24 protein-coding genes are annotated in these 23,496 nt (G+C 72.1%); 9 read left to right on the forward strand and 15 right to left on the reverse strand.

What is annotated here, in order from left to right; all coding sequences use genetic code 11:
* Positions 1-39: 39 nt before the first annotated feature.
* Positions 40-1,422 (reverse strand): glycine--tRNA ligase, encoded by a 1,383-nt coding sequence (locus FGW37_RS10370; protein ID WP_179080805.1) that lies wholly within the window; start codon positions 1,420-1,422, stop codon positions 40-42.
* 164 nt (positions 1,423-1,586) lie between these two features.
* Here FGW37_RS10370 and FGW37_RS10375 point away from each other — a divergent pair, with 164 nt between their 5' ends.
* The 4 genes from FGW37_RS10375 (at position 1,587) to FGW37_RS10390 (ending at position 4,844) form a co-directional block, all read left to right on the forward strand.
* On the forward strand, positions 1,587-2,660 hold the full coding sequence (locus FGW37_RS10375; protein ID WP_179080806.1) for a metal ABC transporter substrate-binding protein: 1,074 nt from the start codon (positions 1,587-1,589) through the stop codon (positions 2,658-2,660).
* Between the two features lie 20 nt (positions 2,661-2,680).
* Positions 2,681-3,448 (forward strand): metal ABC transporter ATP-binding protein, encoded by a 768-nt coding sequence (locus tag FGW37_RS10380; protein WP_179080807.1) that lies wholly within the window; start codon positions 2,681-2,683, stop codon positions 3,446-3,448.
* Positions 3,448-4,338 (forward strand): metal ABC transporter permease, encoded by an 891-nt coding sequence (locus FGW37_RS10385; protein ID WP_179080808.1) that lies wholly within the window; start codon positions 3,448-3,450, stop codon positions 4,336-4,338. The genes FGW37_RS10380 and FGW37_RS10385 overlap by 1 nt, the downstream gene beginning before the upstream one ends.
* A 95-nt stretch (positions 4,339-4,433) precedes the next feature.
* Positions 4,434-4,844 carry a Fur family transcriptional regulator gene (locus FGW37_RS10390; protein ID WP_179080809.1) on the forward strand — a complete coding sequence of 137 codons (411 nt, stop codon included), beginning with the start codon at positions 4,434-4,436 and terminating at the stop codon, positions 4,842-4,844.
* A 72-nt stretch (positions 4,845-4,916) separates the two neighbouring features.
* On the opposite strand, the gene FGW37_RS10395 is transcribed toward FGW37_RS10390, so the two are convergent.
* From FGW37_RS10395 to FGW37_RS34120, 3 genes are read right to left on the reverse strand one after another with little or no spacing between them, the layout of a single operon-like run.
* Entirely contained in the window at positions 4,917-5,750 is an 834-nt protein-coding gene (locus tag FGW37_RS10395) for an isoprenyl transferase (protein WP_179080810.1), read from the reverse strand.
* 30 nt (positions 5,751-5,780) lie between these two features.
* The gene (recO, locus tag FGW37_RS10400) at positions 5,781-6,527 is read right to left on the reverse strand and encodes a DNA repair protein RecO (protein ID WP_179080811.1); all 747 of its coding nucleotides are present in this window, start codon (positions 6,525-6,527) and stop codon (positions 5,781-5,783) included.
* Positions 6,524-6,655: a hypothetical protein gene (locus tag FGW37_RS34120; protein WP_425506504.1), complete on the reverse strand. Its 132-nt coding sequence runs from the start codon at positions 6,653-6,655 to the stop codon at positions 6,524-6,526. The genes recO and FGW37_RS34120 overlap by 4 nt, the downstream gene beginning before the upstream one ends.
* A 97-nt stretch (positions 6,656-6,752) precedes the next feature.
* Between FGW37_RS34120 and FGW37_RS10410 the strand changes: the two genes are divergently transcribed.
* Positions 6,753-7,877 carry a hypothetical protein gene (locus tag FGW37_RS10410; protein ID WP_179080812.1) on the forward strand — a complete coding sequence of 375 codons (1,125 nt, stop codon included), beginning with the start codon at positions 6,753-6,755 and terminating at the stop codon, positions 7,875-7,877.
* A 12-nt stretch (positions 7,878-7,889) separates the two neighbouring features.
* Here the strand turns inward: FGW37_RS10410 and FGW37_RS10415 are convergent, their stop codons facing one another.
* Together FGW37_RS10415 and leuA are read right to left on the reverse strand one after the other, a co-directional pair.
* Entirely contained in the window at positions 7,890-8,627 is a 738-nt protein-coding gene (locus tag FGW37_RS10415; RefSeq protein ID WP_058046905.1) for a tellurite resistance TerB family protein, read from the reverse strand.
* A 258-nt stretch (positions 8,628-8,885) separates the two neighbouring features.
* Positions 8,886-10,655 (reverse strand): 2-isopropylmalate synthase, encoded by a 1,770-nt coding sequence (leuA, locus tag FGW37_RS10420; RefSeq protein WP_179080813.1) that lies wholly within the window; start codon positions 10,653-10,655, stop codon positions 8,886-8,888.
* Positions 10,656-10,993: 338 nt separating this feature from the next.
* Between leuA and FGW37_RS10425 the strand changes: the two genes are divergently transcribed.
* Positions 10,994-12,052, forward strand: a complete 1,059-nt coding sequence (locus tag FGW37_RS10425; protein WP_179080814.1) for a M4 family metallopeptidase — start codon at positions 10,994-10,996, stop codon at positions 12,050-12,052.
* 29 nt (positions 12,053-12,081) lie between these two features.
* Positions 12,082-12,354, forward strand: coding sequence for a protealysin inhibitor emfourin (locus FGW37_RS10430; protein ID WP_179080815.1), 273 nt, complete (start codon positions 12,082-12,084; stop codon positions 12,352-12,354).
* Between the two features lie 13 nt (positions 12,355-12,367).
* Here the strand turns inward: FGW37_RS10430 and era are convergent, their stop codons facing one another.
* From era to FGW37_RS10455, 5 genes are all read right to left on the reverse strand, one after another.
* Positions 12,368-13,309, reverse strand: a complete 942-nt coding sequence (gene era, locus FGW37_RS10435) for a GTPase Era (RefSeq protein WP_179080816.1) — start codon at positions 13,307-13,309, stop codon at positions 12,368-12,370.
* A gap of 95 nt (positions 13,310-13,404) precedes the next feature.
* Complete coding sequence (locus FGW37_RS10440) at positions 13,405-13,788, reverse strand: hypothetical protein (protein WP_179080817.1); 384 nt, start codon at positions 13,786-13,788, stop codon at positions 13,405-13,407.
* 3 nt (positions 13,789-13,791) lie between these two features.
* The gene (locus tag FGW37_RS10445) at positions 13,792-14,142 is read right to left on the reverse strand and encodes a cytidine/deoxycytidylate deaminase family protein (RefSeq protein WP_179080818.1); all 351 of its coding nucleotides are present in this window, start codon (positions 14,140-14,142) and stop codon (positions 13,792-13,794) included.
* Positions 14,143-14,186: 44 nt separating this feature from the next.
* Complete coding sequence (locus FGW37_RS10450) at positions 14,187-14,978, reverse strand: hypothetical protein (RefSeq protein WP_179080819.1); 792 nt, start codon at positions 14,976-14,978, stop codon at positions 14,187-14,189.
* Between the two features lie 91 nt (positions 14,979-15,069).
* On the reverse strand, positions 15,070-15,936 hold the full coding sequence (locus FGW37_RS10455) for a helix-turn-helix transcriptional regulator (RefSeq protein WP_179080820.1): 867 nt from the start codon (positions 15,934-15,936) through the stop codon (positions 15,070-15,072).
* Positions 15,937-16,017: 81 nt separating this feature from the next.
* On the opposite strand from FGW37_RS10455, the gene FGW37_RS10460 reads away from it, so the two are divergent.
* A complete protein-coding gene (locus FGW37_RS10460) occupies positions 16,018-17,475 on the forward strand; it encodes an MFS transporter (protein WP_179080821.1) in 1,458 nt (485 codons plus the stop codon).
* A gap of 440 nt (positions 17,476-17,915) precedes the next feature.
* Here the strand turns inward: FGW37_RS10460 and FGW37_RS10465 are convergent, their stop codons facing one another.
* From FGW37_RS10465 to FGW37_RS10480, 4 genes are all read right to left on the reverse strand, one after another.
* Positions 17,916-19,211, reverse strand: a complete 1,296-nt coding sequence (locus tag FGW37_RS10465) for a hemolysin family protein (RefSeq protein ID WP_179080822.1) — start codon at positions 19,209-19,211, stop codon at positions 17,916-17,918.
* The gene (gene ybeY / locus FGW37_RS10470) at positions 19,208-19,705 is read right to left on the reverse strand and encodes an rRNA maturation RNase YbeY (protein ID WP_030368892.1); all 498 of its coding nucleotides are present in this window, start codon (positions 19,703-19,705) and stop codon (positions 19,208-19,210) included. Before ybeY ends, FGW37_RS10465 begins: the two co-directional genes overlap by 4 nt.
* 7 nt (positions 19,706-19,712) lie before the next feature.
* On the reverse strand, positions 19,713-20,714 hold the full coding sequence (locus tag FGW37_RS10475; protein WP_179080823.1) for a PhoH family protein: 1,002 nt from the start codon (positions 20,712-20,714) through the stop codon (positions 19,713-19,715).
* Positions 20,715-20,866: 152 nt separating this feature from the next.
* Positions 20,867-22,048 (reverse strand): carbohydrate kinase family protein, encoded by a 1,182-nt coding sequence (locus tag FGW37_RS10480; protein ID WP_179080824.1) that lies wholly within the window; start codon positions 22,046-22,048, stop codon positions 20,867-20,869.
* A 71-nt stretch (positions 22,049-22,119) separates the two neighbouring features.
* Here FGW37_RS10480 and FGW37_RS10485 point away from each other — a divergent pair, with 71 nt between their 5' ends.
* Positions 22,120-23,487: a 6-phospho-beta-glucosidase gene (locus FGW37_RS10485; protein ID WP_179080825.1), complete on the forward strand. Its 1,368-nt coding sequence runs from the start codon at positions 22,120-22,122 to the stop codon at positions 23,485-23,487.
* The last annotated feature ends 9 nt before the right edge of the window (positions 23,488-23,496 follow it).

Raw genomic sequence — 23,496 nt, forward strand, 5'->3', positions numbered from 1 at the left:
CCCGCCGAGCGGGAACCGGGGCCTTCAACGGCAGACGCGTCAGCAACCCAGCAGACGCGACCCCAGGTACCCCTCGATCTGGTCGAGAGACACCCGCTCCTGCTTCATCGTGTCGCGCTCGCGCACCGTCACGGCGTTGTCCTCGAGCGTGTCGAAGTCGACCGTGACGCAGAACGGCGTGCCGATCTCGTCCTGGCGGCGGTAGCGGCGGCCGATCGCGCCCGCGTCGTCGAACTCGATGTTCCAGTTCTTGCGCAGGTCCGTCGCGAGGCCCTTGGCCTTCGGGGACAGCTGCGGGTTGCGGGACAGCGGGAGGACGGCGACCTTGACCGGGGCCAGGCGCGGGTCGAGGCGCATCACGACGCGCTTCTCCATGACGCCCTTGGCGTTGGGGGCCTCGTCCTCGTTGTACGCGTCGAGCATGAAGGCGAGCATGGCGCGGTTCAGGCCGGCCGCCGGCTCGATGACGTACGGGAACCAGCGCTCGCCGGCCTCCTGGTCGAAGAAGGTCAGGTCCTGGCCGGAGGCCTGGGAGTGCGCCTTCAGGTCGTAGTCCGTGCGGTTGGCGATGCCTTCCAGCTCGGAGAACTCGGTGCCGCCGAAGTTGAAGCGGTACTCGATGTCAGTGGTGCGCTTGGAGTAGTGGGAGAGCTTCTCCGCGGCGTGCTCGTACCACCGCATGTTCTCCTCGCGCATGCCGAGGCCGGTGTACCAGCTCCAGCGCTGCTCCATCCAGTACTCGTGCCAGGTCTCGTCCTCGCCCGGCTTGACGAAGAACTCCATCTCCATCTGCTCGAACTCGCGGGTGCGGAAGATGAAGTTGCCCGGCGTGATCTCGTTACGGAAGGACTTGCCGGTCTGGGCGATGCCGAACGGCGGCTTCTTCCGCGAGGTCTGCTGGACCTGGGCGAAGTTGGTGAAGATGCCCTGCGCGGTCTCGGGGCGCAGGTAGCTGACCGAACCGGAGTCCTGGGTCGGGCCCAGGTGGGTGGACAGCAGGCCGGAGAACAGCTTGGGCTCGGTGAAGGCGCCCTTGGTGCCGCAGTGCGCGCAGTTGAGGTCGGCGAGGCCGTTGGCGGGCAGCTTGCCGTGCTTGGCCTCGTACGCCTCCTCCAGGTGGTCGGCGCGGTAGCGCTTGTGACAGGAGGTGCACTCGGTCAGCGGGTCGGTGAAGGTCGCGACGTGGCCGGACGCCTCCCAGACCTCACGGGCCAGGATCACCGACGAGTCGAGACCGACGACGTCGTCGCGCGAGGTGACCATGGAGCGCCACCACTGGCGCTTGATGTTCTCCTTGAGCTCCACGCCGAGCGGACCGTAGTCCCAGGCGGCACGCTGTCCGCCATAGATCTCACTGCACGGATAGACGAAGCCACGGCGCTTGCTCAGGCTGACGATGGTGTCGATCTTGTCGGCGGCCACGGTGCTCTCTTCATTGCGACGACGAACAGCGAATGATTCAGGTTACCGGCGCTGCCACCCTCCTAATCAAATCGGCTCTGGCCTTGGCTTGACCACACCCCTCCGCAGCGCACCCCGGACCCCCTTGTTGACAATCGTTTCCATTTTTGTTGAAAATGACTGTCATGAACGTAAGCCGCCCCCACCAGCTCAGCACCCCCCGAATACGCACCGCCGTCGTCGCCGCGGCCGCCGCACTGGGGCTGCTCGGCCTCTCCGCCTGCTCCCCGGACGAGGCGGGCAAGGCGGCGGACGGCAAGCTCTCCGTGGTGGCGTCGTTCTACCCCATGCAGTACCTCGCCGAGCAGATCGGCGGCGAGCACGTCAGCGTCACCAACCTGACCAAGCCCGGCGTCGAACCGCACGACCTGGAGCTCAAGCCCAAGCAGATCGGCTCCCTCGCCGACGCGGGCGCGATCGTCTACCTCAAGGGCGTCCAGCCCGCCGTCGACGAGGCGATCAAGCAGTCGAAGAACAAGCACGCCGTGGACGTGGCCTCCCTCACCACCCTGGAAAAGCACGGCACCGAGGTCGACGGCAAGCACCACACCACCGGCGACAACCACTCCCACTCCGAGGAGCCGGAGGAGGCCGGGCACGACGAGCACGGCCACGAGGAGCACGGCCACGACGAGCACGGGCACGAGGGCCACGACCACGGGCACGACCACGGGGGCGGCGACGACCCCCACATCTGGCTCGACCCGGTGAAGTACGCCGAGGCCGCCAAGGGCGTCGCCAAGACCCTCGCCGAGGCCGACCCCGCGCACAAGGGCGACTACGAGAAGAACACCGACGCCCTCGTGAAGAAGCTCGGTGCCCTGGACGCCAAGTTCAAGGACGGCCTGAAGAGCCGCGCCTCGGACACCTTCATCACCACCCACGCGGCCTTCGGCTACCTCGCCGAGCGCTACGGGCTGACCGAGGAGGCCATCAGCGGCCTCGACCCCGAGTCCGAGCCCAGCGCCGCCCGCATCAAGGACCTGCACAAGCTCGCCGAGGAGCACCACGTCTCGACGATCTTCTTCGAGACCCTCGCCAGCCCGGCGACCGCGAAGACGCTGGCCAAGGACCTGAAGCTGAAGACCGACGTCCTGGACCCCCTCGAGGGCATCACGGACAAGTCCAAGGGCCACGACTACATCGAGGTCATGGAGGCCAACCTGGCCGCCCTGCAGAAGGCGCTCGGCACCAAGTGAGCGCGCCCGAGGAGAGCATCATGGAGCAGCCCGTCATATCCCTGCGGGGCGCGACCGCGAGCCTGGGCGGCCGCCCGGTGCTGCGCGGCGTGGACCTGACCGTACGGCCCGGCGAGGTCGTCGCCTTGCTCGGCGCCAACGGCTCGGGCAAGTCCACCGCCGTGCGCAGCATCGTCGGCCAGGTGCCGCTCACCGGCGGCGAGCTGGAGCTCTTCGGCACGCCCCGGCGGCGCTTTCGCGACTGGGCCCGCGTCGGCTACGTGCCGCAGCGCACCACCGCCGCGGGCGGGGTCCCCGCGACCGTGCGCGAGGTCGTCTCGGCCGGGCGGCTCGCCCGCACCCGGTTCGGGATGATGCGCAAGGCCGACAAGGAGGCGGTCATACGCGCCCTGGAGCTCGTCGGCATGGACGACCGGCTCGGGGACTCCGTCGACGCCCTCTCCGGCGGCCAGCACCAGCGGGTGCTTATCGCCCGCGCCCTGGCCGGCGAACCCGAGCTGCTGATCATGGACGAGCCGATGGCCGGCGTCGACCTCGCGAGCCAGGAGGTCCTCGCCGACGCTCTGCGCGCCCAGGTCGCCCGCGGGACCACCGTCCTGCTGGTGCTGCACGAGCTCGGCCCGCTGGAGCCGCTCATCGACCGGGCGGTCGTGCTGCGCGACGGCTGCGTCGTCCACGACGGCCCGCCCCCGGAGGCCGTCGGCCAGCACGCACTGCCCGGCCACGACCACGTACACCCGCACGCCGGCCCGGCTGCGGAACCGATTCGGACAGGGCTGCTGACCTGATGGACATCCTCGACCTCGCCTTCATGCAGCGGGCCCTGCTCGCGGCGCTCCTCGTGGGCGTCACCGCGCCCGCCATCGGCACCTACCTCGTCCAGCGCCGCCAGGCCCTCATGGGCGACGGCCTCGGACACGTCGCCCTCACCGGCGTCGGCCTCGGCTTCCTGATGAACGCGAGCCCCGTGTGGACGGCCACCGCCGTGTGCATCGCGGGCGCCGTCGTCATGGAGCTGATCCGCTGGTACGGGCGGACGCGCGGCGACATCGCCCTCGCCATGCTCTTCTACGGCGGCATGGCCGGCGGCGTGATGCTGATGAACCTCTCCGACAACGGCTCCAGCGCCAACCTCAGCAGCTACCTCTTCGGCTCGATCGCCACGGTCTCGGAGGAGGACATCGTCGCGATCTGCATCCTGGCCGCCTTTGTGATCCTCACCACGGTCGGGCTGCGCCGTCAGCTTTTCGCCATCTGCCAGGACGAGGAGTTCGCGCGCGTCACCGGGCTGCCGGTGCGGCTGCTGAACCTGCTCGTCGCCGTCACCGCCGCCGTCACCGTCACCGTCGCCATGCGCGTCGTCGGCCTGCTGCTCGTCAGCGCCCTGATGGTGATCCCGGTCGCCGCCTCGCAGCAGATCGCCCGCAGTTTCAAGGCGACCTTCGCCCTCGCGGTGGGCATCGGCGTCACGGTGACCCTCTCCGGCACCGCCACGTCCTACTACGCCGACGTGCCCTCCGGCGCGACCATCGTGCTCTACGCCATCGGCCTGTTCGTCGTCCTCACCGCGCTCGCCGCGCCCCTGGCGAAGCGGCGCGCGGGGAAGGCCGCGGCGGCCGAGGAGTGCACCCTGAAAGCGCCTGGCCCGCGCACGGCGGCGGACGACGTCAAGGTCTGACGGCCGTCCGGGCTTGCCCACCCGGCCGCGCGGACTGGCACAATTGCCGTGCGACATGTGCGGATGGGTGTTCAGGCGAGCTGGAGGAGGCAACTGTGGCGACCGCGGGTCCCCCCGTACGCGGCCGGTCCACCAAGCAGCGGGCAGCGGTGGCGGCCGCGCTCGATGAGGTGGACGAGTTCCGTAGCGCGCAAGAACTCCACGACATGCTCAAGCATCGCGGTGCGTCGGTCGGCCTGACCACCGTCTACCGCACGCTGCAGTCCCTCGCCGACGCGGGCGAGGTCGACGTGCTGCGCACCAGCGAGGGCGAGGCGGTCTACCGCCGCTGCTCCAGCGGGCACCACCACCACCTGGTGTGCCGGGTGTGCGGCAAGGCCGTCGAGGTGGAGGGCCCCGCCGTCGAGAAGTGGGCGGACTCCATCGCCGAGGAGCACGGCTTCGTGGACGTCGCGCACACCATCGAGATCTTCGGCACGTGCGGGGAGTGCGCCGCGAAGCGCTGACCCGGCCGCGTGCACCGAGGGCCCCGGGCGATGCCCGGGGCCCTCGTGCGTGCGTGCCAGCGCGCGCTCAGCTCACGCGGTGCCCTGCTCCTCCGCGAGCTGCTCCTCGTTGGGGATCGCCCCGCCGAACCGGCGGTCCCGCGACGCGTACTCCAGGCAGGCGCGCCACAGGTCGCGGCGGTCGAAGTCCGGCCAGAGCACGTCCTGGAAGACCATCTCGGCGTAAGCGCTCTGCCAGATCAGGTAGTTGGACGTGCGCTGCTCGCCCGAGGGGCGCAGGAAGAGGTCCACGTCCGGCATGTCCGGGTAGTAGAGGTACTTCGCGAAGGTCTTCTCGGTGACCTTGGACGGGTCGAGGCGGCCCGCCTTCACATCGGCGGCCAGCGCCTGCGCCGCGTCCGCGATCTCCGCGCGCCCGCCGTAGTTCATGCAGAAGTACAGCGTGAGCTTGTCGTTGTCCTTGGTCTGCTCCTGGGCGACCTGGAGCTCCTTGGCCACCGACCGCCACAGCTTGGGCATGCGACCCACCCAGCGCACGCGGATGCCGAGCTCGTCGAGCTGGTCGCGGGTCTTGCGGATGAAGTCGCGGTTGAAGTTCATCAGGAAGCGCACCTCGTCCGGCGAACGCCTCCAGTTCTCGGTGGAGAAGGCGTACAGGGAGATGCTGCCGACGCCCATCTCGATCGCGCCCTGCAGCACGTCCAGCACGCGCTCGGCGCCGACCTTGTGGCCCTCGGTGCGCGGCAGGCCGCGGTCCTTGGCCCAGCGGCCGTTGCCGTCCATGACGATCGCGACGTGCTCGGGAACCAGCTCGCCGGGGATCTTCGGCGGCCGCGCCCCGGACGGGTGCGGTTCGGGTGTGCGGTACTCGCGTCGGGAACGGCCCAGAATGCCGCGTCGTGCCATGCGTGCCACTACTCCTTGGTCCCTGTTTCCCTATTTCTCGACATACCGGAGCGAGCGGAGGCCGCGCTCCAGGTGCCAGTGCAGATACGCCGCGACCAGGCCGCTGCCCTCTCTGACGTGGCGCGGCTCGCAGGCGTCCGCCGTCGCCCAGTCGCCCGTCAGCAGCGCGCCGAGCAGCCCGATCGCCTCCGAGGAGGGTACGACGCTTCCGGGCACCCGGCACTCCCCGCAGACCACGCCGCCGGCGGCCACCGAGAAGAAACGGTTCGGACCCGGCATTCCGCACCGGGCGCAGGCCTCGAAGCTGGGCGCGTAGCCGTTGACGGCGAGGGAGCGCAGCAGGAAGGCGTCCAGGACGAGGCCCGGGGCGTGCTCGCCCGCGGCGAGCACGCGCAGGCCGCCGACGAGCAGCAGGTACTGCTGCACGGCCGGTTCGCCCTCGTGGTCGGTGAACCGCTCGGCGGTCTCCAGCATGGCGGTGCCGGCGGTGTAGCGCGCGTAGTCGGTGACGATCGGGCCGCCGTACGCGGCGATGGTCTCGCTCTGCGTGCACAGCGGCAGGCTCCGCCCGACGAGCTCGCTCCCCCGCGCGAAGAACTGCACGTCGACGTGCGAGAACGGCTCCAGGCGCGCCCCGAACTTCGACTTGGTCCGCCGCACCCCGCGCGCGACGGCGCGCACGCGGCCGTGACCGCGGGTGAGGAGGGTGATGATGCGATCTGCTTCGCCGAGCTTTTGAGTCCGCAGCACGACGCCGTCGTCGCGGAAAAGACTCACCGCACACCCCCACGGGTGTCCGGCCGGGGGTCCGGGGGTTGTCCCCCGGGAGGAAGCAGCATGATGCGGTCGGCCTCACCGAGCTTCTGGGTGCGCAGGACGACGCCGTCGTCGCGGAAGAGGCTCATGCAGTTATTGTCCCGTACCGACGAAGGCTGAACGTCCGCGCCTCCGGAGGCACAATGTGACCCCCATGTCGATCTTCCTCCCCCCAGTGAGTACCCGGTGACCCCCATCCGCCGCCGGCGCCGCAGGCGCCACCCCGTACGTTCCACCGCCGCCGCGGCCCTCGTGTGCGTGCTCGCCTCACTGTTCCTGCTGTTCGTCACCGTGCCGGACAAGCGGGCCGACAGCCGGGCCTTCGCGACGGCTCCCGCGTGCGTGGGCGACGAGCCGGCCCTGGAGTGCCGCAAGGTGGTCGAGGGCGCGGTGAAGCACACCGAGACCGCTCCGCAGGGCAAGACGACCCACTACCTGCTCACGTTCACGGGCCGTGACGGCTCCACCCACCGCGCGGACATGAACGGGCCCCTCTCGGTCTTCGCGAAGGTCAAGCCCGGCGACAAGGTGCGCGCCACCTACTGGCGCGGCAAGATCCGCTTCGTCGACTTCCGCGGCACCGTGCAGCTGACGGCCGACCAGCCGAAGGACGCCTACCGCCTGCCGTTCGCCTGCGGCCTCGGGCTGCTCGTGCTGGGCGCGACGTTCGCCGGGATCGCCTACTGGATGGTCCGGCACTCCCCCCGCGCCCCCGAGCGGTACACCTGGCAGACCACCGTGCCCACGTGCGCGGGGGTCCTGATCGCCGTCGTCGCGTTCGTCTCGGCCCTGGTCACGGACACGGTGCCGACGGCCGTGACGCTGACCGGCGCGGGGGCGGTGCCGGTCGTCCTCGGCGCCTCGTGGCGCGTGCGGGTGCGGCGGCGGCCGGCGGAGACCGGGATCGCCCCGGCCGTCCCCGGCAAGGAGAAGTGCTTCGAGGGCGGGGTCGCGGCGGATACGCCGTACGGCGCCGAGCTCATCGGCCCGTACCTGGTGGCGGGCCCCGGCCTGCTCGCGGTGACCCCCGATCCGGCGGGCCGCACCCTGCGCAGGGCCCTGCCGCGCACGCTGGTCCTGGAGGGCGTCCGCGTCCCCCACCGGTCGGACCCGGCGCGCGTCACCGCGGAGGCCGAGGGCCGGCGGAAGGCGCTCCGCCAGGTGGTCGTGGTCTGCCGCGACGGCGACGGGGAGGTGCTCATCGGCGTGCAGCGCAAGCACGCGCCGTGGGTCCTCGGCGCCCTCCAGGAGCCGGCCCCGGGCGGGGCGGGCGCGCAGGAGCCCGCCCCGCTGTCCGGGTACGGCTCCTGAGCGACGGGGCCCCTACGAGGGCGTCCGTGCCGCGGCCAGCAGCCGGTCCGTGTCCTCCGGGCAGAGCATGAGCGCCCGGCCGACCGTGGCGAGCACCTCGCGCTCGGCGGGCCGGTAGGGGCCGTCGGCGAGGGCGATGCGGGCGCCCTGCAGCAGGATCGATTCGCGGCCGGCGGGGGCGAGGTGGGGGGCGAGGGGCTCCAGCGCCTCGTGGAGCTCGATGGCGAGGGCCGTGCCCCGGGGGTCGAAGCCGTCCCGCCCGGCGTAGGGGGAGGGGGTGCCCAGGTCCGTGCCGTAGGCGCCGGGCAGGCGCCCCGTGTCGGCGGCGAGGGCCTCGATCAGGGTGATCAGCTGTTCCTCGCTGCAGTCCACGAAGCCCGCGGCCCGGACCGCGCCGACGGCAGCTCTGCGGACCGTACGGGCCTCGGTGCCGCCCGCGGCGAGGACGGCGAGCGCGACGGTGTGCACGGCGTCGCGCAGCATCGCGGAGAAGCGGGTGGTGGTGGGGTGGTCGAGGACGTCCGTGCCGTAGCGGGCACGGCACGCGGAGCACTCCACGACCGGCCCGACGGGGCCGCGCGGCAGCAGCGGCAGGCCGAAGGCCACGAGGCGGCGGCGCCCGGTGCGGCGGCGGTAATTGCGGTCGCCGCCGCAGCCGGGGCAGTAGAACTCGCCGTCGCCGACCGTGCGCCATACGGTGCGTACGCCCACCACACACCGGTCCCGGCCGGGTCGGCCCTGCGCGTGCATCACGGCGCACACCTCCATAACGCCACGGCCTCGTCGCCGCGTTGACGTGATGTTAGCCACATCGATGATGCGACGTCAGTACCCCGTGCGCAGACTGCGGGCGTCATACGGGGGAACCCGCCACCGGGCCACCGGATACGGTGGTTTCCCCTCGATCCCCTTGACGGTGCGCCGAGCGGTCCGGTCGCTGCGGTACCGCGCCCCCTAAGGGGCGCGGGGAACTGCGCGACCAGCCACGTACGGCCCGCAGCCGAGCGCTCAGCCCCGGTACGCCCGGTTCACGGCCGAGACCACGGCCTTGATCGACGCACGCGTGGTGTTGGGATCGATGCCGATGCCCCACAGCACCTTCCCGTCGATCACGCACTCGATGTACGACGCGGCCTGCGCGCCGGCGCCCTCGCTCATGGTGTGCTCGCTGTAGTCCAGGACCCGGGCGTCGACGCCGATCGCGGCCAGCGCGTCGACGAAGGCCGAGATCGGGCCGTTGCCGGTACCGGTCAGCACCGTGTCGGCGCCGTCCACGACCGCCTCGACGGTCAGCGCGTCGCTGCCCTCGCTCGTGGTGGAGGTCTGGGTGGTGCGCAGCGCGATCCGGCCCCAGGGGTTGCCCTCGGTGGGCAGGTACTCGTCCTGGAAGACCGACCAGATCTCGGCGGGCGTGACCTCGCCGCCCTCGGCGTCGGTCTTGCCCTGGATGATCCTCGAGAACTCGATCTGCATCCGGCGCGGCAGGTCCAGCTTGTGGTCGTTCTTCAGGACGTACGCGATGCCGCCCTTGCCGGACTGCGAGTTCACGCGGATGACGGCCTCGTAGGAGCGGCCGACGTCCTTGGGGTCGATCGGCAGGTAGGGGACGGCCCACTCGATGTCGTCCACGCCCTTGCCCTCGGCGGCGGCGCTGTCGGCCATCGCCTCGAAGCCCTTCTTGATGGCGTCCTGGTGGGAGCCGGAGAAGGCGGTGTAGACCAGGTCGCCCGCGTAGGGGTGGCGCGGGTGGACCTCCATCTGGTTGCAGTACTCGGCGGTCCGCCGCACCTCGTCGATCTGCGAGAAGTCGATCATCGGGTCGACGCCCTGGGAGAACAGGTTCATGCCCAGGGTGACCAGGTCGACGTTGCCGGTGCGCTCGCCCTGGCCGAACAGGCAGCCCTCGATCCGGTCGGCTCCGGCCATGATCGCCAGCTCGGCTGCGGCGACGGCGGTGCCCCGGTCGTTGTGCGGGTGCACGGACAGGCAGATGTGCTCGCGGCGGGACAGGTGCCGCGACATCCACTCGAAGCGGTCGGCGTGGGTGGAGGGCGTGGAGCGCTCGACGGTGGCGGGCAGGTTCAGGATGATCTCGCGGCCGGCCTCGGGCTGCCAGACGTCCATGACGCCCTCGCAGACCTCCAGCGCGAAGTCCAGCTCGGTGTCGGTGAAGATCTCCGGGCTGTACTGGAAGCCGAAGACCGTCTCGTCGCCGAGGATCTTCTCCGCGTACTCCACGACCAGCCGGGTGCCGTCGACCGCGATCTGCCTGACCTGCTCGCGCGAGCCGCGGAAGACGACCCGCCGGAAGACCGGGGCGGTGGCGTTGTACAGGTGGACCGTGGCGCGGCGGGCCCCCCGCAGGGACTCCACCGTGCGCTCGATCAGCTCCTCGCGCGCCTGGGTGAGGACGGAGATCGTCACGTCCTCCGGGATCGCGTCCTCCTCGATGATCGAGCGGACGAAGTCGAAGTCGGTGGCGCCGGAGGAGGGGAAGCCGACCTCGATCTCCTTGTAGCCCATGCGGACCAGCAGGTCGAACATCTCGCGCTTGCGGGCCGGGGACATCGGGTCGATCAGCGCCTGGTTGCCGTCGCGCAGGTCGGTCGAGAGCCAGCGGGGGGCGGCGGTGATGCGCCGGTCCGGCCAGGTGCGGTCGGCGATGTCCACGGCCTCGTACGGCCGGTACTTGTGCACCGGCATCCCGGAGGGGCGCTGGGTGACGGTCGCCGCGGTGAGGGGGGTGGGACGGCCGACGGAAGCGGAGGTCTCGGGCATCTGCGGGGGCTCCTCGTATGTCCTGAGGTGGGGTCCCCCGGCTCGGCGGCGAGCTCGGGGGAGGCCGACGGGCAGGTCACCACGGGTGACCGCAACGCCTCACACCGCGGGGAGGGGGTCGGCCGATCGACTACAGACCCTCGCCGCGGCAGCTAAGAAGAAGCAGCCCGAAACGCATGATGCACAGCACGGTAGCCGAGCCGGACGGGATGCGGTACGGGCGTTCCAGCATGCGGGACACCGGGGAACACGGGCGGGACGCGGAACCGTGCCACTCGATTGTGTTAATCGGTGCGCCGGGGCCTGACAAGGCCGGGGGCCGCTGCCAGATTCAGCCCATGAGTGACAACGTGAAGAGCGTTTTCTGCACCATCGTCCCGCCGCACGTGCTCGACAAGCTCGCACGGGCCGAGGACTCCGCGCGCGCCGACCTCGCGCAGCGCACCCTGGAGCACGACTCGGCGCACCGCACCCGGCGCCGGGTGACCGCCCTGCGCGGCCTCGCCGCCCCCGCGGGCACCCCCTCCGACAGCCCCGGCCGGACGATCTACGACGCGGAGCACCGGGCGACCCAGCCGGGCAGGAAGGTGCGCGGCGAGGGCGACCCGGCGTCGAAGGACGCCACGGTCAACCGCGCCTACGCCGGGCTCGGCGCCACCTTCGAGCTGTACCTCAAGGCGTACGGCCGGCGCTCCATCGACGACGCGGGCCTGCCGCTGGACGCCACCGTCCACTACGGCGAGGGCTACAACAACGCCTTCTGGGACGGCAGCCAGATGGTCTTCGGCGACGGCGACGGGGACGTCTTCCTGGACTTCACCATCCCGGTGGACGTCATCGGCCACGAGCTCACCCACGGTGTCACCCAGTACACGGCGAACCTGGAGTACTACGGCCAGTCCGGGGCGCTGAACGAGTCCGTCTCGGACGTCTTCGGCTCGCTGATCAAGCAGTACGCCCTGGGGCAGTCCGCCGACCAGGCCGACTGGCTGATCGGCCAGGGGCTGCTGGGCCCGGGCGTGGACCGCGGGGTGGCCCTGCGGTCGATGAAGGAGCCGGGCACGGCCTACGAGGACGACGTCCTCGGCAAGGACCCGCAGCCCGGCCACATGGACGACTTCGTCCGCACCTCCCGGGACCAGGGCGGGGTGCACATCAATTCCGGCATCCCCAACCGGGCCTTCTACCTGGTGGCCACCCGGCTCGGCGGCAACGCCTGGGAGCGCGCGGGCAAGGTCTGGTATGCGACGCTGACCAGCGGGAAGCTCAAGGAGGACGCCCAGTTCGCCGACTTCGCCCGGCTGACCGTGGCCACCGCCCGCACGCTCTACAGCGACGGCGACGAGCTCCAGGCCGTCCTCAAGGCGTGGGAGCAGGTGGGCGTCCCCACCTCGTAGGGACCGCCCGCCGGGGCGAGAATGACGCCATGCGGATCGTCATCACCCGGACCGGCGGGTTCGCCGGCATCGAGCGGCGGGCCGAGCTGGACACCTCCGGCCGGCCCGACGCCACCCACGTGCAGGCCCTGGCCCACCGCGCGCTCGCCGCGTCGCCCGCCGAGGCGGCGGCCGTGCGGGGGGTGCCGGACGGCTTCCACTACGAGATCGACGTGGACGGCCGCACGGTGCACTGCGCGGACCCTCACATCAGCCACGACCAGCGGGAGCTGATCAGGCTCGTGCTCAGAGAGGGGGCATAGCCGCCGGGTGCGGCTAGAAGCCCAGCTTTCGCAGTTGCTTCGGGTCGCGCTGCCAGTCCTTGGCGACCTTCACGTGCAGGTCGAGATAGACCGGGGTACCAAGGAGCGCCTCGATGTGCTTGCGGGACTTCATGCCCACCTCCTTGAGGCGGGCCCCCTTCGGGCCGATGATGATGCCCTTCTGGCTGGGGCGCTCGATGTAGACGTTGGCATGGATGTCCAGCAACGGCTTGTTCGCCGGCCGGTCCTCCCGCGGCAGCATCTCCTCGACGACGACGGCGATGGAGTGCGGCAGCTCGTCGCGGACGCCCTCCAGCGCGGCCTCGCGGATCAGCTCGGCCACCATGACCTGCTCGGGCTCGTCGGTGAGGTCGCCCTCGGGGTAGAGCGGCGGGCTCTCCGGCAGCATCGGCGCGATCAGGTCCGCCAGCAGCGACACCTGCTTGTCGCCCACCGCGGAGACCGGGACGATCTCCGCCCACTGGATGCCCAGCTCCTCGCCCAGCTGCTGGATGGCGATCAGCTGCTCGGCGAGCGCCTTGGAGTCGACCAGGTCCGTCTTGGTGACGATGGCGATCTTCGGGGTCTTCTTGATCCCGGCCAGCTCGCCCGCGATGAAGCGGTCGCCGGGGCCGAGCTTCTGGTCGGCGGGCAGGCAGAAGCCGATGACGTCGACCTCGGCCCAGGTGGTCCGGACCACGTCGTTGAGCCGCTCGCCCAGGAGCGTGCGCGGCTTGTGCAGACCGGGGGTGTCGACGAGCACCAGCTGGGCGTCGGGCCGGTGCACGATGCCGCGCACGGTGTGGCGCGTGGTCTGCGGACGGTTGGAGGTGATCGCGACCTTCGTCCCCACCAGTGCGTTGGTCAGGGTCGACTTGCCCGCGTTGGGGCGGCCGACGAAGCACGCGAAGCCCGCGCGGTGGGGGGCCTGGGAGGGGGACGAGGCGTTATCCATACCGGCCATTCTCCCCGATCCCGGCCCACCCGCCGACCAGCGGCCCGTCCGGCCGGACGGCAGCGGACGCTGCGCCGGGCCCGGGGCGTACGGCCTCAGGCACGCCGCGCGCGCCGGCCGGTCAGCCCGGCCGCGAGCCACAGCGCCCCGGCGGCGGGCAGCAGCAGGGCGGCCGCGAGGGCGAACCAGTCGGCGCTCTCCCCGCGCGTCCAGCCGAGGACGAGGCCGGCCCACAGCACGGCGGTGGCCAGGAACGGGCTGCAGCCCACCACGGCGTCCGCGCGGCCGGCGGCCCGGCGGTGGCCGCGTGCGCGCAGCAGGTCGCGCAGGGCGTTCGGCCACAGCACGAGCAGCCAGGCGGACGTCATCCAGTCGAAGCCCTCGCCGCGGGCCCAGTCGACGGCCAGGGTGAGCGTGAGGACGGCCGACACCGCGGCCATGAACCAGGCGAGGCCGGCCGGGGTCCCGTTCCGTGCCACGGCTCAGCCCGCGTCGGCCCTGCTGCGCAGGGTGCCGTCGGGGCCCGCGAGGAGCACGGGGGTGGCGGGGCCGCCCAGGTCGCGCACGGCCGCGCGGTCGTCCGCGGGGACGGCGTCCGCCTCGGAGACGACGGCCGCGGCCTCCAGGGACTTCGCTCCGCTCGCGACGGCCATGGCGACCGCGGTCTGCAGCGCGCTGAGCCGCAGCGAGTCGAGCGCGACCGTGCCGGCCACGTACGTGCGGCCCGTCTCGTCGCGCACGGCGGCGCCCTCGGGCACACCGTTGCGGGCGCGCGCGGAGCGGGCCAGCGTGATGATCTTGCGGTCTTCGGGGTCCAGCGTCGTCTCCGTCATACCGGGGAGCATAAGCAGCGCCGGTCCGCCCGACCGCCCCGGGATCAGGCCTTGGCGCCGGCCTTCTGCTGCGCCTTCTGCACCTTCTGCACCTTCTCGACGGCCTTGCGCAGGGACGCCTCGAAGGCGGCCGTGTCGGCGGTGGTGAAGCTGGCCTGGGAGACGGTCACGACGGTGCCGCCGACGCGGACGGCCGCGATGTCGTGCTGGATGCTCACGCCCTCCTCGGTCGCGGCGAAGACCACCCGCATGCCCCGGGCCCCGTCGCCGAGCGCGGGTACGGTCAGCTCGCTGCCGGCCGCCTGGTCCGTGGTGCCGTCGGCGCCCTTGGCCGCGAACTTCCCGCAGGCACCGAAGTCGATCTTCTGCTGCATGATCTTGACGGCCTCGGCCTCCTGGTAGGAGGTGATGCCCTGGGTCATCTGGATCCCGGTCTCGCCGGCCTGCTTGAGGTCGGTCATGGCGTGGGCCTGCGCCTTGGGACCGTTGTCCGCGCCGACGAAGGCGTCGAGCAGGGGCTGGCACGCGGCCGTGCCGGCCTTGCCGAACTGCATGCCGGTCGCGCCGACGTCGTAGGCCGGGATGTCCTTGTTGACCTCCCAGCCGGAGGGCAGGTCGCCGGGGGTGAGCAGGGCCGCCTTGGCCTGCTCGCCGGTCAGGGGCCGGGCCCCCGCGCCCTTGCCCGGGGCGGGGGCGGCGCTGCCGGTGGCCGGACCGCTGCTCTGCGCGGCGGACGGCTGCTCGCCGCCCTTGTCGGCGTCCCCGCACGCGGAGAGGGTCAGGAGGGACGCGGCGGCGAAGGCGGCGAGGGCGCCACGGCGCAGGGCAGCGGACACGAGGAATCCTTAGGTAAAGGGAAGATCTGCCCGAAGTATGCACAGGGCAAAGCCCATGGGACTACGGCGGCCCCCGCACCGGCGGCCCGCCTCAGCCGGCGACCGAGTACATGCCGCCCCGCCGTCCCTCCGGCGAGACGAGCCACTCCAGCTTCGCGGCCGTGCCCGTGTCCGCCACGGGGTTGTGCATGACGATCGTCAGGTCCGGCCGGGCCGGCACGCGCAGTTGCGTGCTCTCCAGGTACAGCTGCCCGGCCACCGGGTGGTCGAACTCCTTGACCAGCTGGCCGCCCGCCTGCACGTCGCCCTGCGCCCACAGCTCCACGAACTCCGGGCTCGCCGCGGCCACCTCCGCCACGATCTCCTGGAACCCCTCGTCGTCCGGGCGCTCCGAGCACGCGGCGCGGTACTGGGCGACGACCCGCCGGGCGTTCTGCTCCCAGTTCGCCGCGCGGGCGCGGTAGGCCGGGTCGGTGAAGAAGTCGACCAGGCAGTTCGGCCGCGGCTTCCGGCGGAAGCCGATGACCATACGGGCCGAGTCGTTGAAGGCGACCAGGTTCCAGTACGGGTCCATGATGTGCGCCGGGTACGGCATCCAGCCGTCGATCAGCCGCTGCAGGCCCTCGCACAGGTAGTCCGGGTCGTACGGGGACTGCGGCTGCGGCGGGTTCAGCCCGGCGAGCACGTAGAGGTGCCGGCGCTCGTCGCCGCTCAGCTTGAGCACGTTCGCCACGGAGTCCAGCACCTGCGGCGAGACGGTGATGTCCCGCCCCTGCTCCAGCCACTGGTACCAGGAGGCGCCCACGCCCGCGAGGACCGCGACCTCCTCGCGGCGCAGTCCGGGCGTGCGCCGGCGGCCCCCGCCGTCCGGCAGGCCCACGTCGGCCGGGGACACTCGGGCCCGACGGGTCATCAGGAAGTCACGCAGCTCTTGGCGACGACGCGTCTGTACGGTCATCTCTCCCCCTTGCCTGGTGGTGCGGCCACCACCATAAGCACGCTCTCCCCACGATTCTTCCGCGCGCCGGAAGGTGAACGCATGGCGATCGACTCCCCTCCCCGTACGACCCCTTCCGGCGCGGCCGCGCCGGGCATGTCCGCCCGCGACAAGCTGGTCCTGCTCGTGCTGTGCGCCGCGCAGTTCATCGTGGCCCTCGACTTCTCCATCCTGAACGTGGCCCTGCCCGTCCTGGGCGACGACCTCGGCATGGGCCAGGCCGACCTGCAGTGGGCGGTCACCGCCTTCGCCCTGCCCTCCGGCGGCTTCCTGCTGCTCTCCGGCCGGATCGCCGACCTGTACGGGCGGCGCCGCGTCTTCCTGGCCGGGCTCGCGCTGTTCACCGCGGCCTCCGTGCTCGCCACGCTCGCCTGGGCGCCGGCCGCCTTCCTCGCCGGGCGCGCCCTGCAGGGGCTCGGCGCGGCCGTCATCGTGCCGACCGGCATGTCGCTGCTGACCACGACCTTCGCCGAGGGGCCGCAGCGCGAACGCGCCCTCGGCGTCAGCAGCACCCTGCTCTCCCTCGGCTTCACCATCGGCATGGTGCTCGGCGGCGTCATGACCGACACGCTCGGCTGGCGCTCGACGATGGGCCTGCTGGCCCTGGCCGGCCTCGGCATCCTCGTGGTCGCACCGGGTCTGCTCACCGAGTCCCGGCCCCCGCAGCGCCCCCGGGTCGACATACCGGGCGCGGTGACCGTCACCGGCGGTCTGCTGGCCCTCATCTACGGGCTGTCGACCGCGGCCCAGCAGGGCTTCGGCGGCGCGGACGTACTCGTCGCGCTCGTCCTGGGCGCCGCCCTGCTCGTGGCCTTCGTCGTCGTCGAGTCCCGGGCCGCCGAGCCGCTGATCTCCCTGCCCATGCTGCGGCGGCGGACGGTCGCCTGGGGGAACCTGGCCGGCCTGGTCACCTTCGCGATGATGACCACCGTCGTCTTCCTGCTCACCCTCTACCTGCAGGAGGTGCTGGAGCTCTCGGCCTTCCGCACGGGCCTGGTCTTCGGCGTGCAGGGCATCTTCGCCGTCGCCGCCGGCATGACCGCGCCGCGGGTCATCGCCCGCTTCGGCACCCGCACCACACTCCTCGCCGGCCTGGCCGTCCAGGCCGTCTTCTCGGCCGCGCTGCTCGCCCTGGGACAGGACGCCTCCGGCGCGTGGCTCGCCCTGGTGGCGGCGAGCATCGCCTGCGTCGGGCACCTGTGGGCGATCGTCGCCTACGGGGTGACGGCGACGTCGGGCCTGCCGGACACCGAGCAGGGCCTGGCCACGGGTCTGGTGACCAGCTCGCAGCAGATCGGGCTCACGATCGGGATCCCGCTGCTGAGCGCGGTGTCCTCGGCACGCACCGCCGCGCTCTCCGAGGGCGGCTCGGACTTCGCGTCGGCGACGCTGGGGGGCATCCGGCTGGGGCTGGGCGTGGACGCCGCGGTGGTCGCGGCGGTGGCCGTCCTGGTGGCGGTGGGCCTACGCACACGCCGCGAGGGGCGCGGCGCGCGCTGACGACGCCGGGCGCGGCACGCTCCGGCCGGCGGTGCCGTGCTCAACACGGCACCGCCGGCCGGCCACGTCGTGGCACGTCGCCGAAAAACGCCCGCCGCAACGGCGAGCAACCACCACGGCGAGAGCCCGGCGGAATGCCCCGCACGGAAGGGACACCCCGCCCACCGGGCTGCAGCCCGCACGGCACCGCCGGTCAGCCACGTCGTGGCACCTCACCGCCGCGGCGGAAAAAGACGCCCGCCGCCACGGCGAGACACCACCGCGGCACTACCCCGGCCGAACGCCCCACCCGACGCTCCGGCCACCGGGCTCCGGCCCGGCCCGGCACCGCCGATCAGCCACATCGTGGCACCTCGCCGTCGCGGCGGAAGAAAGACGCCCGCCGCCACGGCGAGACACGGCATGTGCGCGACAGCGAGGCCCCGCAAAGGCACAGCGCCCTAGCGAACCGGCTCTACGAGGACCGTCACGATGCGGTTCCGGCGGCCCGCCGCCGCTTCTGCCGTCAGGCGGAGGCCCGTGATGCCGCCGGGCTCCCCGAGGCCGTAGTCGGCGAGGTCGACCTCGGCCACCGCGCCCGCGATCGGGACCCGGCCCAGGGACTTGGCCAGCAGGCCGCCGACCGTCTCCACGTCCTCGTCGTCGAGCTCGTCGAAGCCGTAGAGCTCGCCGAGGTCGCCGAGGTCGAGGCGGGCGGTGACGCGGTAGCGGCCGTCGCCGAGCTCCTCGACGGGCGGCAGCTCGCGGTCGTACTCGTCGGTGATCTCGCCGACGATCTCCTCGAGGATGTCCTCGATGGTGACGATGCCGGCGGTGCCGCCGTACTCGTCGATGGCGACGGCGCAGTGGTTGCGCTGCTGCTGCATCTCGCGCAGCAGGTCCCCCGCGTTCTTCGTGTCGGGCACGAAGACGGCGGGCCGCATCGCGGTGGAGACCAGCTCGGACTCCGCGTCCCGGCTGATGTGCGTCTTGCGGACGAGGTCCTTGAGGTAGACGACGCCCACGATGTCGTCCTCGCTCTCGCCGGTGACCGGGATCCGGGAGAAGCCGGAGCGCAGGGCGAGGGTGAGGGCCTGGCGGATGGTCTTGCCGCGCTCGATGACGACGAGGTCCGTGCGCGGCACCATCACCTCGCGCACGAGGGTGTCGCCGAGCTCGAAGACGGAGTGCACCATGCGGCGCTCCTCGTCCTCGATCAGGGACTCCTTCTCCGCGAGGTCGACCATCGCCCGCAGCTCGGCCTCGGAGGCGAAGGGGCCCTTGCGGAAGCCCTTGCCGGGGGTGAGGGCGTTGCCGATGAGGATCAGCAGCTGCGGCACCGGGCCCATGATGCGGGCGAGCGGCAGCAGCACGTAGGCGGCCGCGGTGGCGGTGCCCAGCGGGTGCTGGCGCCCGATGGTGCGCGGGGAGACGCCGACGGCCACGTAGGAGACGAGGACCATGACGGCGATGGCGACGGTCAGCGCCTGCCAGGTCCGCTCGAACTCCTGCAGGCAGGCGTAGGTGACCAGCACGCCGGCCGCCATCTCGCAGGCGACGCGGACGAGCAGGGCCACGTTCAGATAGCGGGTGGGGTCGGCGGCGACGGCCAGCAGCCTGGCGCTGCCGCGCCGCCCGGACCGGACGGCCTCCTCCGCGCGGAACCGGGTGGTCCGCGCGAGGCCGGCCTCGGCGCAGGCGGCGAGCCAGGCCACGACCAGGAGGAGGACCGCGGCCGCGATCAGCCGGCCGGTCACGTGATCGTGGGCGCCGGGGAGGGCCCCTCGATCCCGCGCTCGGCCCGCCAGCCGTCGACGATGGCGGCCTGGAGGCCGAACATCTCGGCCTTCTCGTCGGGCTCCTCGTGGTCGTAGCCGAGGAGGTGGAGGACGCCGTGGACGGTGAGCAGCTGGAGCTCCTCGTCCATGGAGTGCCCGGTCGGCGCGTCCTCGCCCTGCTTCTTGGCGACCTCCGGGCACAGCACGATGTCGCCGAGGAGGCCCTGGGGGGGCTCGTCGTCGTCCTTGGCCGGGGGACGGAGCTCGTCCATCGGGAAGGACATCACATCGGTCGGCCCGGGCAGGTCCATCCACTGGATGTGGAGCTGCTCCATGGCTTCGGCGTCGACAACGATGACCGAGAGTTCGGAGAGCGGGTGGATGCGCATCCGGGCCAGGGCGTAGCGGGCGATGTCGAGGACCGCCTGCTCGTCGATGTCCGTGCCGGATTCGTTGTTGACGTCGATAGCCATCGTGTTTTTACCGGGGGGTGCTTTCGTTTCGGCTGTCGTACTGCTCGTACGCGTCGACAATACGGCCGACGAGCTTGTGCCGGACGACGTCGTTGCTGGTGAGGATGGAGAAGTGGACGTCCTCCACCCCGTCGAGGATCTCCCGCACCTGGCGCAGTCCGCTCTTCGTACCGCCGGGGAGGTCGATCTGGGTGATGTCGCCCGTGATGACGATCTTGGAGTCGAAGCCGAGCCGGGTGAGGAACATCTTCATCTGCTCGGGGCTGGTGTTCTGGGCCTCGTCCAGGATGATGAAGGCGTCGTTGAGGGTGCGGCCGCGCATGTACGCGAGCGGCGCGACCTCGATCGTCCCGGCGGCCATCAGGCGCGGGATGGAGTCGGGGTCGAGCATGTCGTGCAGCGCGTCGTAGAGCGGGCGCAGGTAGGGGTCGATCTTCTCGTAGAGCGTGCCGGGCAGGAAGCCGAGCCGCTCGCCCGCCTCGACGGCCGGCCGGGTCAGGATGATCCGGTTGACCTGCTTGGACTGCAGGGCCTGGACCGCCTTGGCCATGGCCAGGTAGGTCTTGCCGGTGCCGGCGGGGCCGATGCCGAAGACGACCGTGTGCTTGTCGATCGCGTCGACGTAGCGCTTCTGGTTGAGCGTCTTGGGCCGGATGGTGCGGCCGCGGCTGGAGAGGATGTTCTGCGTGAGGACCTCGGCGGGGGTCTCGGCCCCCTGCTCCTCGTCCCTGAGCATGGCGATCGAGCGTTCCACCGCGTCCTCCGTCATCGGCGCACCCGTGCGGAGCACCAGCATCATCTCGTCGAACAGGCGCTGTACGAGGGCGACTTCCCGCGGCTCCCCGGTGGCGCTTACCTCATTGCCCCGTACGTGGATGTCCGTCGACGGGAACGCTTTCTCGATGACCCGCAGGAGGGAGTCCCCCGAGCCCAGGACCGTCACCATGGGGTGCTTGGCCGGGACCGTGAACCTCGCCGTCGCCTGCGGTCGTGTGGGTGTCTGCGTCATGGGCCGGCCCGATGGCCTGCTCATCGCCTCTTTTCTGCGCTCCTGTGTCCGGCCGGTGTCCGGAAATCCTTGGAATACCAGGGTACGACGGCGGGCCCGGGGGCCCGAGGGCTTTTCCGGCTGCGCGGGGCCCGCCCGCGCGGGCCCCGCGGCTACGGCCTGCGGAAACCGAGGGTGGGCACGGCCCTGCGCAGCGGCCAGGGGCGGGCGGCCGCGGGCAGCAGGCCGTCGAGGAAGGCGTAGCGGCGGCGGACGGCCGGGCTCTGGTCGTCGTAGGAGCGCACGTGCTTCCACCAGGCGGCGATCTCGACCCACCCGGGGGCCGACAGCGACCCTCCGAACTCCTGTACGGACAGGGCGGCCGTCAGCCCGGCGAAGGCGAGCCGGTCGGCGAGCGGCCAGCCGGCCAGGGTGCCGGTGACGAAGCCCGCGACGAAGACGTCGCCGGCGCCCGTGGGGTCGAGCGCCTCGACGGCGATCGCCGGGACCTCCGCGCTCTCCCCCGTGCGGCTGTCGACCGCGAAGGCGCCCTTCTCCCCCATCGTGACGACGGCGACCGGGACCTTCTCGGCGAGCGCGCGGGCGGCGGCCCGCGGGCAGTCGGTGCGGGTGTAGCGCATGGCCTCCTCCGCGTTGGGCAGGAAGGCCTCGCAGTACTCCAGGCCCGCCAGGTCGGCCGGGTCCCAGCGGCCGGTCTCGTCCCAGCCGACGTCCGCGAAGACCCTGCTGCCGCGGGCCGCCGCCCGGGCGATCCACTCCTCCTCGCGGCCAGGCACCAGCAGGGCCACGCAGGCCCGCGAGGGCGGCGGGCACTCGGGCGCGGGCACCCCTCCGGCACCGGGCGGCGGCGCCTCGTGTCCGTGCGAGACCATCGTCCGCTCGCCCTCGTAGGCCATCGAGACGGTCACCGGCGAGTGCCACCCGGCCACCGTGCGCGACAGGCCGAGATCGATCCCCTCCCCTTGCGCGAGCGCCTCCCAGCAGTACTCGCCGTACATGTCGTCCCCGAAGGCCGCGGCGAGGGAGGTGCGCAGGCCCAGCCGGGCCAGGGCGGTGGCCATGTTGGCGATGCCGCCCGGGCTCGACCCCATGCCCCGGGCCCAGGACTCCGTGCCACGCACGGGGGCCGAGTCCAGGCCCGTGAAGATGATGTCGAGGAAGACCGTTCCGGTCAGGTACACGTCGGTGGGCGGGTCGTCCGCCGAGCGGACCCCGGCCAGCGGGTCGAGGACGGGAGCCGCCCCCTGGAACTCGAATCCCTCGGTGCGCTCGCCCGGGCAGTGCCCGTTCCGGATGTCCTGCCGGGGCGTCGAGTGGGGCGAAGAGGTCGTCATACGCGCTCGCTGCTCCTCTCACGGGGTGCGGATCCGGACAGTGTGCCCGATGCTGGGGTACCTTCCGGAATATGAGGCTGACGATTCTCGGCGGTGGCGGGTTCCGGGTGCCTCTGGTGCACCGGGCCCTCCTGGACGACGCGCGGCGCGACACCCCGGGCCGCTGTACGGAACTCGTGCTCTACGACACCGATTCCCTGCGCATGAGAGTGATCGCTTCGGTGCTGGCGGCGCAGGCCGAAGGGGTGCCCGGCGCCCCCTCCGTGCGCATCGCGCACAGCCTGGACGACGCACTGCGCGGCACCGACTTCGTGTTCTCGGCCATCCGGGTGGGCGGCACGGCCGGCCGGGTGCTGGACGAGCGGATCCCCCTGAGCGAAGGGGTGTTGGGGCAGGAGACCGTCGGCGCGGGCGGGGTCCTGTACGGGCTGCGCACGGTGCTGGTGGCCCTGGAGATCGCGGAACGGGTGGCGGCGGTCGCCCCCGGCGCCTGGGTCATCAACTTCACCAACCCCGCGGGCATGGTGACGGAGGCGATGTCGGCCGTCCTGGGGCGGCGGGTCATCGGCATCTGCGATTCACCCGTGGGGCTGGTGCGGCGGGCGGCCCGGGCGGCCGGAGCCGACCCTGACCGGGTGACCTTCGACTACGTGGGGCTCAACCACCTCGGCTGGCTCAGATCGCTGTGCGCCGACGGCGAGGACCTGCTGCCGCGCCTGCTCGCGGACGACGAGGCCCTCGCCTCCTTTGAAGAGGGAAAGCTCTTCGGCGCGGACTGGCTGCGCGCCCTGGGCTCGCTGCCGAACGAATACCTGCACTACTACTACTTCCGCCGCGAGACCCTGCGCTCGGTGCTGGAATCCCCCGAGACCCGGGGCCAGTTCCTCGACCAGCAGCAGAGCGGCTTCTTCACCGAGGCGGCGGCCGCGCCGGAGCGCTCGTACGAGCTGTGGGAGCGCACCCGGCTGCAGCGCGAGTCCACCTACATGGCCGAGAGCCGCGCGGCCAGCGGCGGCTGGCAGCGGGACTCCTGCGACCTGGACGGCGGCGGCTACGACAAGGTGGCGCTCCAGCTGATGCGGGCCGTCGCCCGGGACGAGCCCACGCGCCTGATCCTCAACGTCCCCAACGGCACGACCGTCCCCGGGCTGGCCCCCGAGGCCATCATCGAGGCGGTGTGCGAGGTGGACGCCCGGGGCGCCCGCCCCCTGCCGTGCAAGCCCCTGCGCGAGGACCAGTTGGGGCTGATGCTGCAGCTCAAAGCGGTCGAGCGGGCCACGATCGCGGCCGCGGTGCACGAGGACCGCGACGCGGCGCTGCGCGCCCTCGCCCTGCACCCTCTGGTCGACTCGCCGGCGGTCGCGGCCCGCATCCTGGCGCGGGCCGGGCGCGGGCCCGTCCGGCGCCCGGGAGGGGAGACGTCGCCCCTGCCCGCGTAGCCGAGGCGC

It is taken from the genome of Streptomyces rectiverticillatus, assembly GCF_013394065.1.
In the GTDB taxonomy this organism is placed as follows: domain Bacteria; phylum Actinomycetota; class Actinomycetes; order Streptomycetales; family Streptomycetaceae; genus Streptomyces; species Streptomyces rectiverticillatus.

Bases quoted from the DNA above. Each gene is read 5' to 3' on its own strand.
- FGW37_RS10375 (WP_179080806.1), top strand. From the start codon at position 1,587: ATGAACGTAAGCCGCCCCCACCAGCTCAGCACCCCCCGAATACGCACC.
- FGW37_RS10380 (WP_179080807.1), top strand. From the start codon at position 2,681: ATGGAGCAGCCCGTCATATCCCTGCGGGGCGCGACCGCGAGCCTGGGC.
- FGW37_RS10385 (WP_179080808.1), top strand. From the start codon at position 3,448: ATGGACATCCTCGACCTCGCCTTCATGCAGCGGGCCCTGCTCGCGGCG.
- FGW37_RS10395 (WP_179080810.1), bottom strand. From the start codon at position 5,750: ATGGCACGACGCGGCATTCTGGGCCGTTCCCGACGCGAGTACCGCACA.
- FGW37_RS34120 (WP_425506504.1), bottom strand. From the start codon at position 6,655: ATGAGCCTCTTCCGCGACGACGGCGTCGTCCTGCGCACCCAGAAGCTC.
- FGW37_RS10415 (WP_058046905.1), bottom strand. From the start codon at position 8,627: ATGCACGCGCAGGGCCGACCCGGCCGGGACCGGTGTGTGGTGGGCGTA.
- leuA (WP_179080813.1), bottom strand. From the start codon at position 10,655: ATGCCCGAGACCTCCGCTTCCGTCGGCCGTCCCACCCCCCTCACCGCG.
- FGW37_RS10425 (WP_179080814.1), top strand. From the start codon at position 10,994: ATGAGTGACAACGTGAAGAGCGTTTTCTGCACCATCGTCCCGCCGCAC.
- FGW37_RS10430 (WP_179080815.1), top strand. From the start codon at position 12,082: ATGCGGATCGTCATCACCCGGACCGGCGGGTTCGCCGGCATCGAGCGG.
- era (WP_179080816.1), bottom strand. From the start codon at position 13,309: ATGGATAACGCCTCGTCCCCCTCCCAGGCCCCCCACCGCGCGGGCTTC.
- FGW37_RS10445 (WP_179080818.1), bottom strand. From the start codon at position 14,142: ATGACGGAGACGACGCTGGACCCCGAAGACCGCAAGATCATCACGCTG.
- FGW37_RS10455 (WP_179080820.1), bottom strand. From the start codon at position 15,936: ATGACCGTACAGACGCGTCGTCGCCAAGAGCTGCGTGACTTCCTGATG.
- FGW37_RS10460 (WP_179080821.1), top strand. From the start codon at position 16,018: ATGGCGATCGACTCCCCTCCCCGTACGACCCCTTCCGGCGCGGCCGCG.
- ybeY (WP_030368892.1), bottom strand. From the start codon at position 19,705: ATGGCTATCGACGTCAACAACGAATCCGGCACGGACATCGACGAGCAG.
- FGW37_RS10475 (WP_179080823.1), bottom strand. From the start codon at position 20,714: ATGACGCAGACACCCACACGACCGCAGGCGACGGCGAGGTTCACGGTC.
- FGW37_RS10480 (WP_179080824.1), bottom strand. From the start codon at position 22,048: ATGACGACCTCTTCGCCCCACTCGACGCCCCGGCAGGACATCCGGAAC.
- FGW37_RS10485 (WP_179080825.1), top strand. From the start codon at position 22,120: ATGAGGCTGACGATTCTCGGCGGTGGCGGGTTCCGGGTGCCTCTGGTG.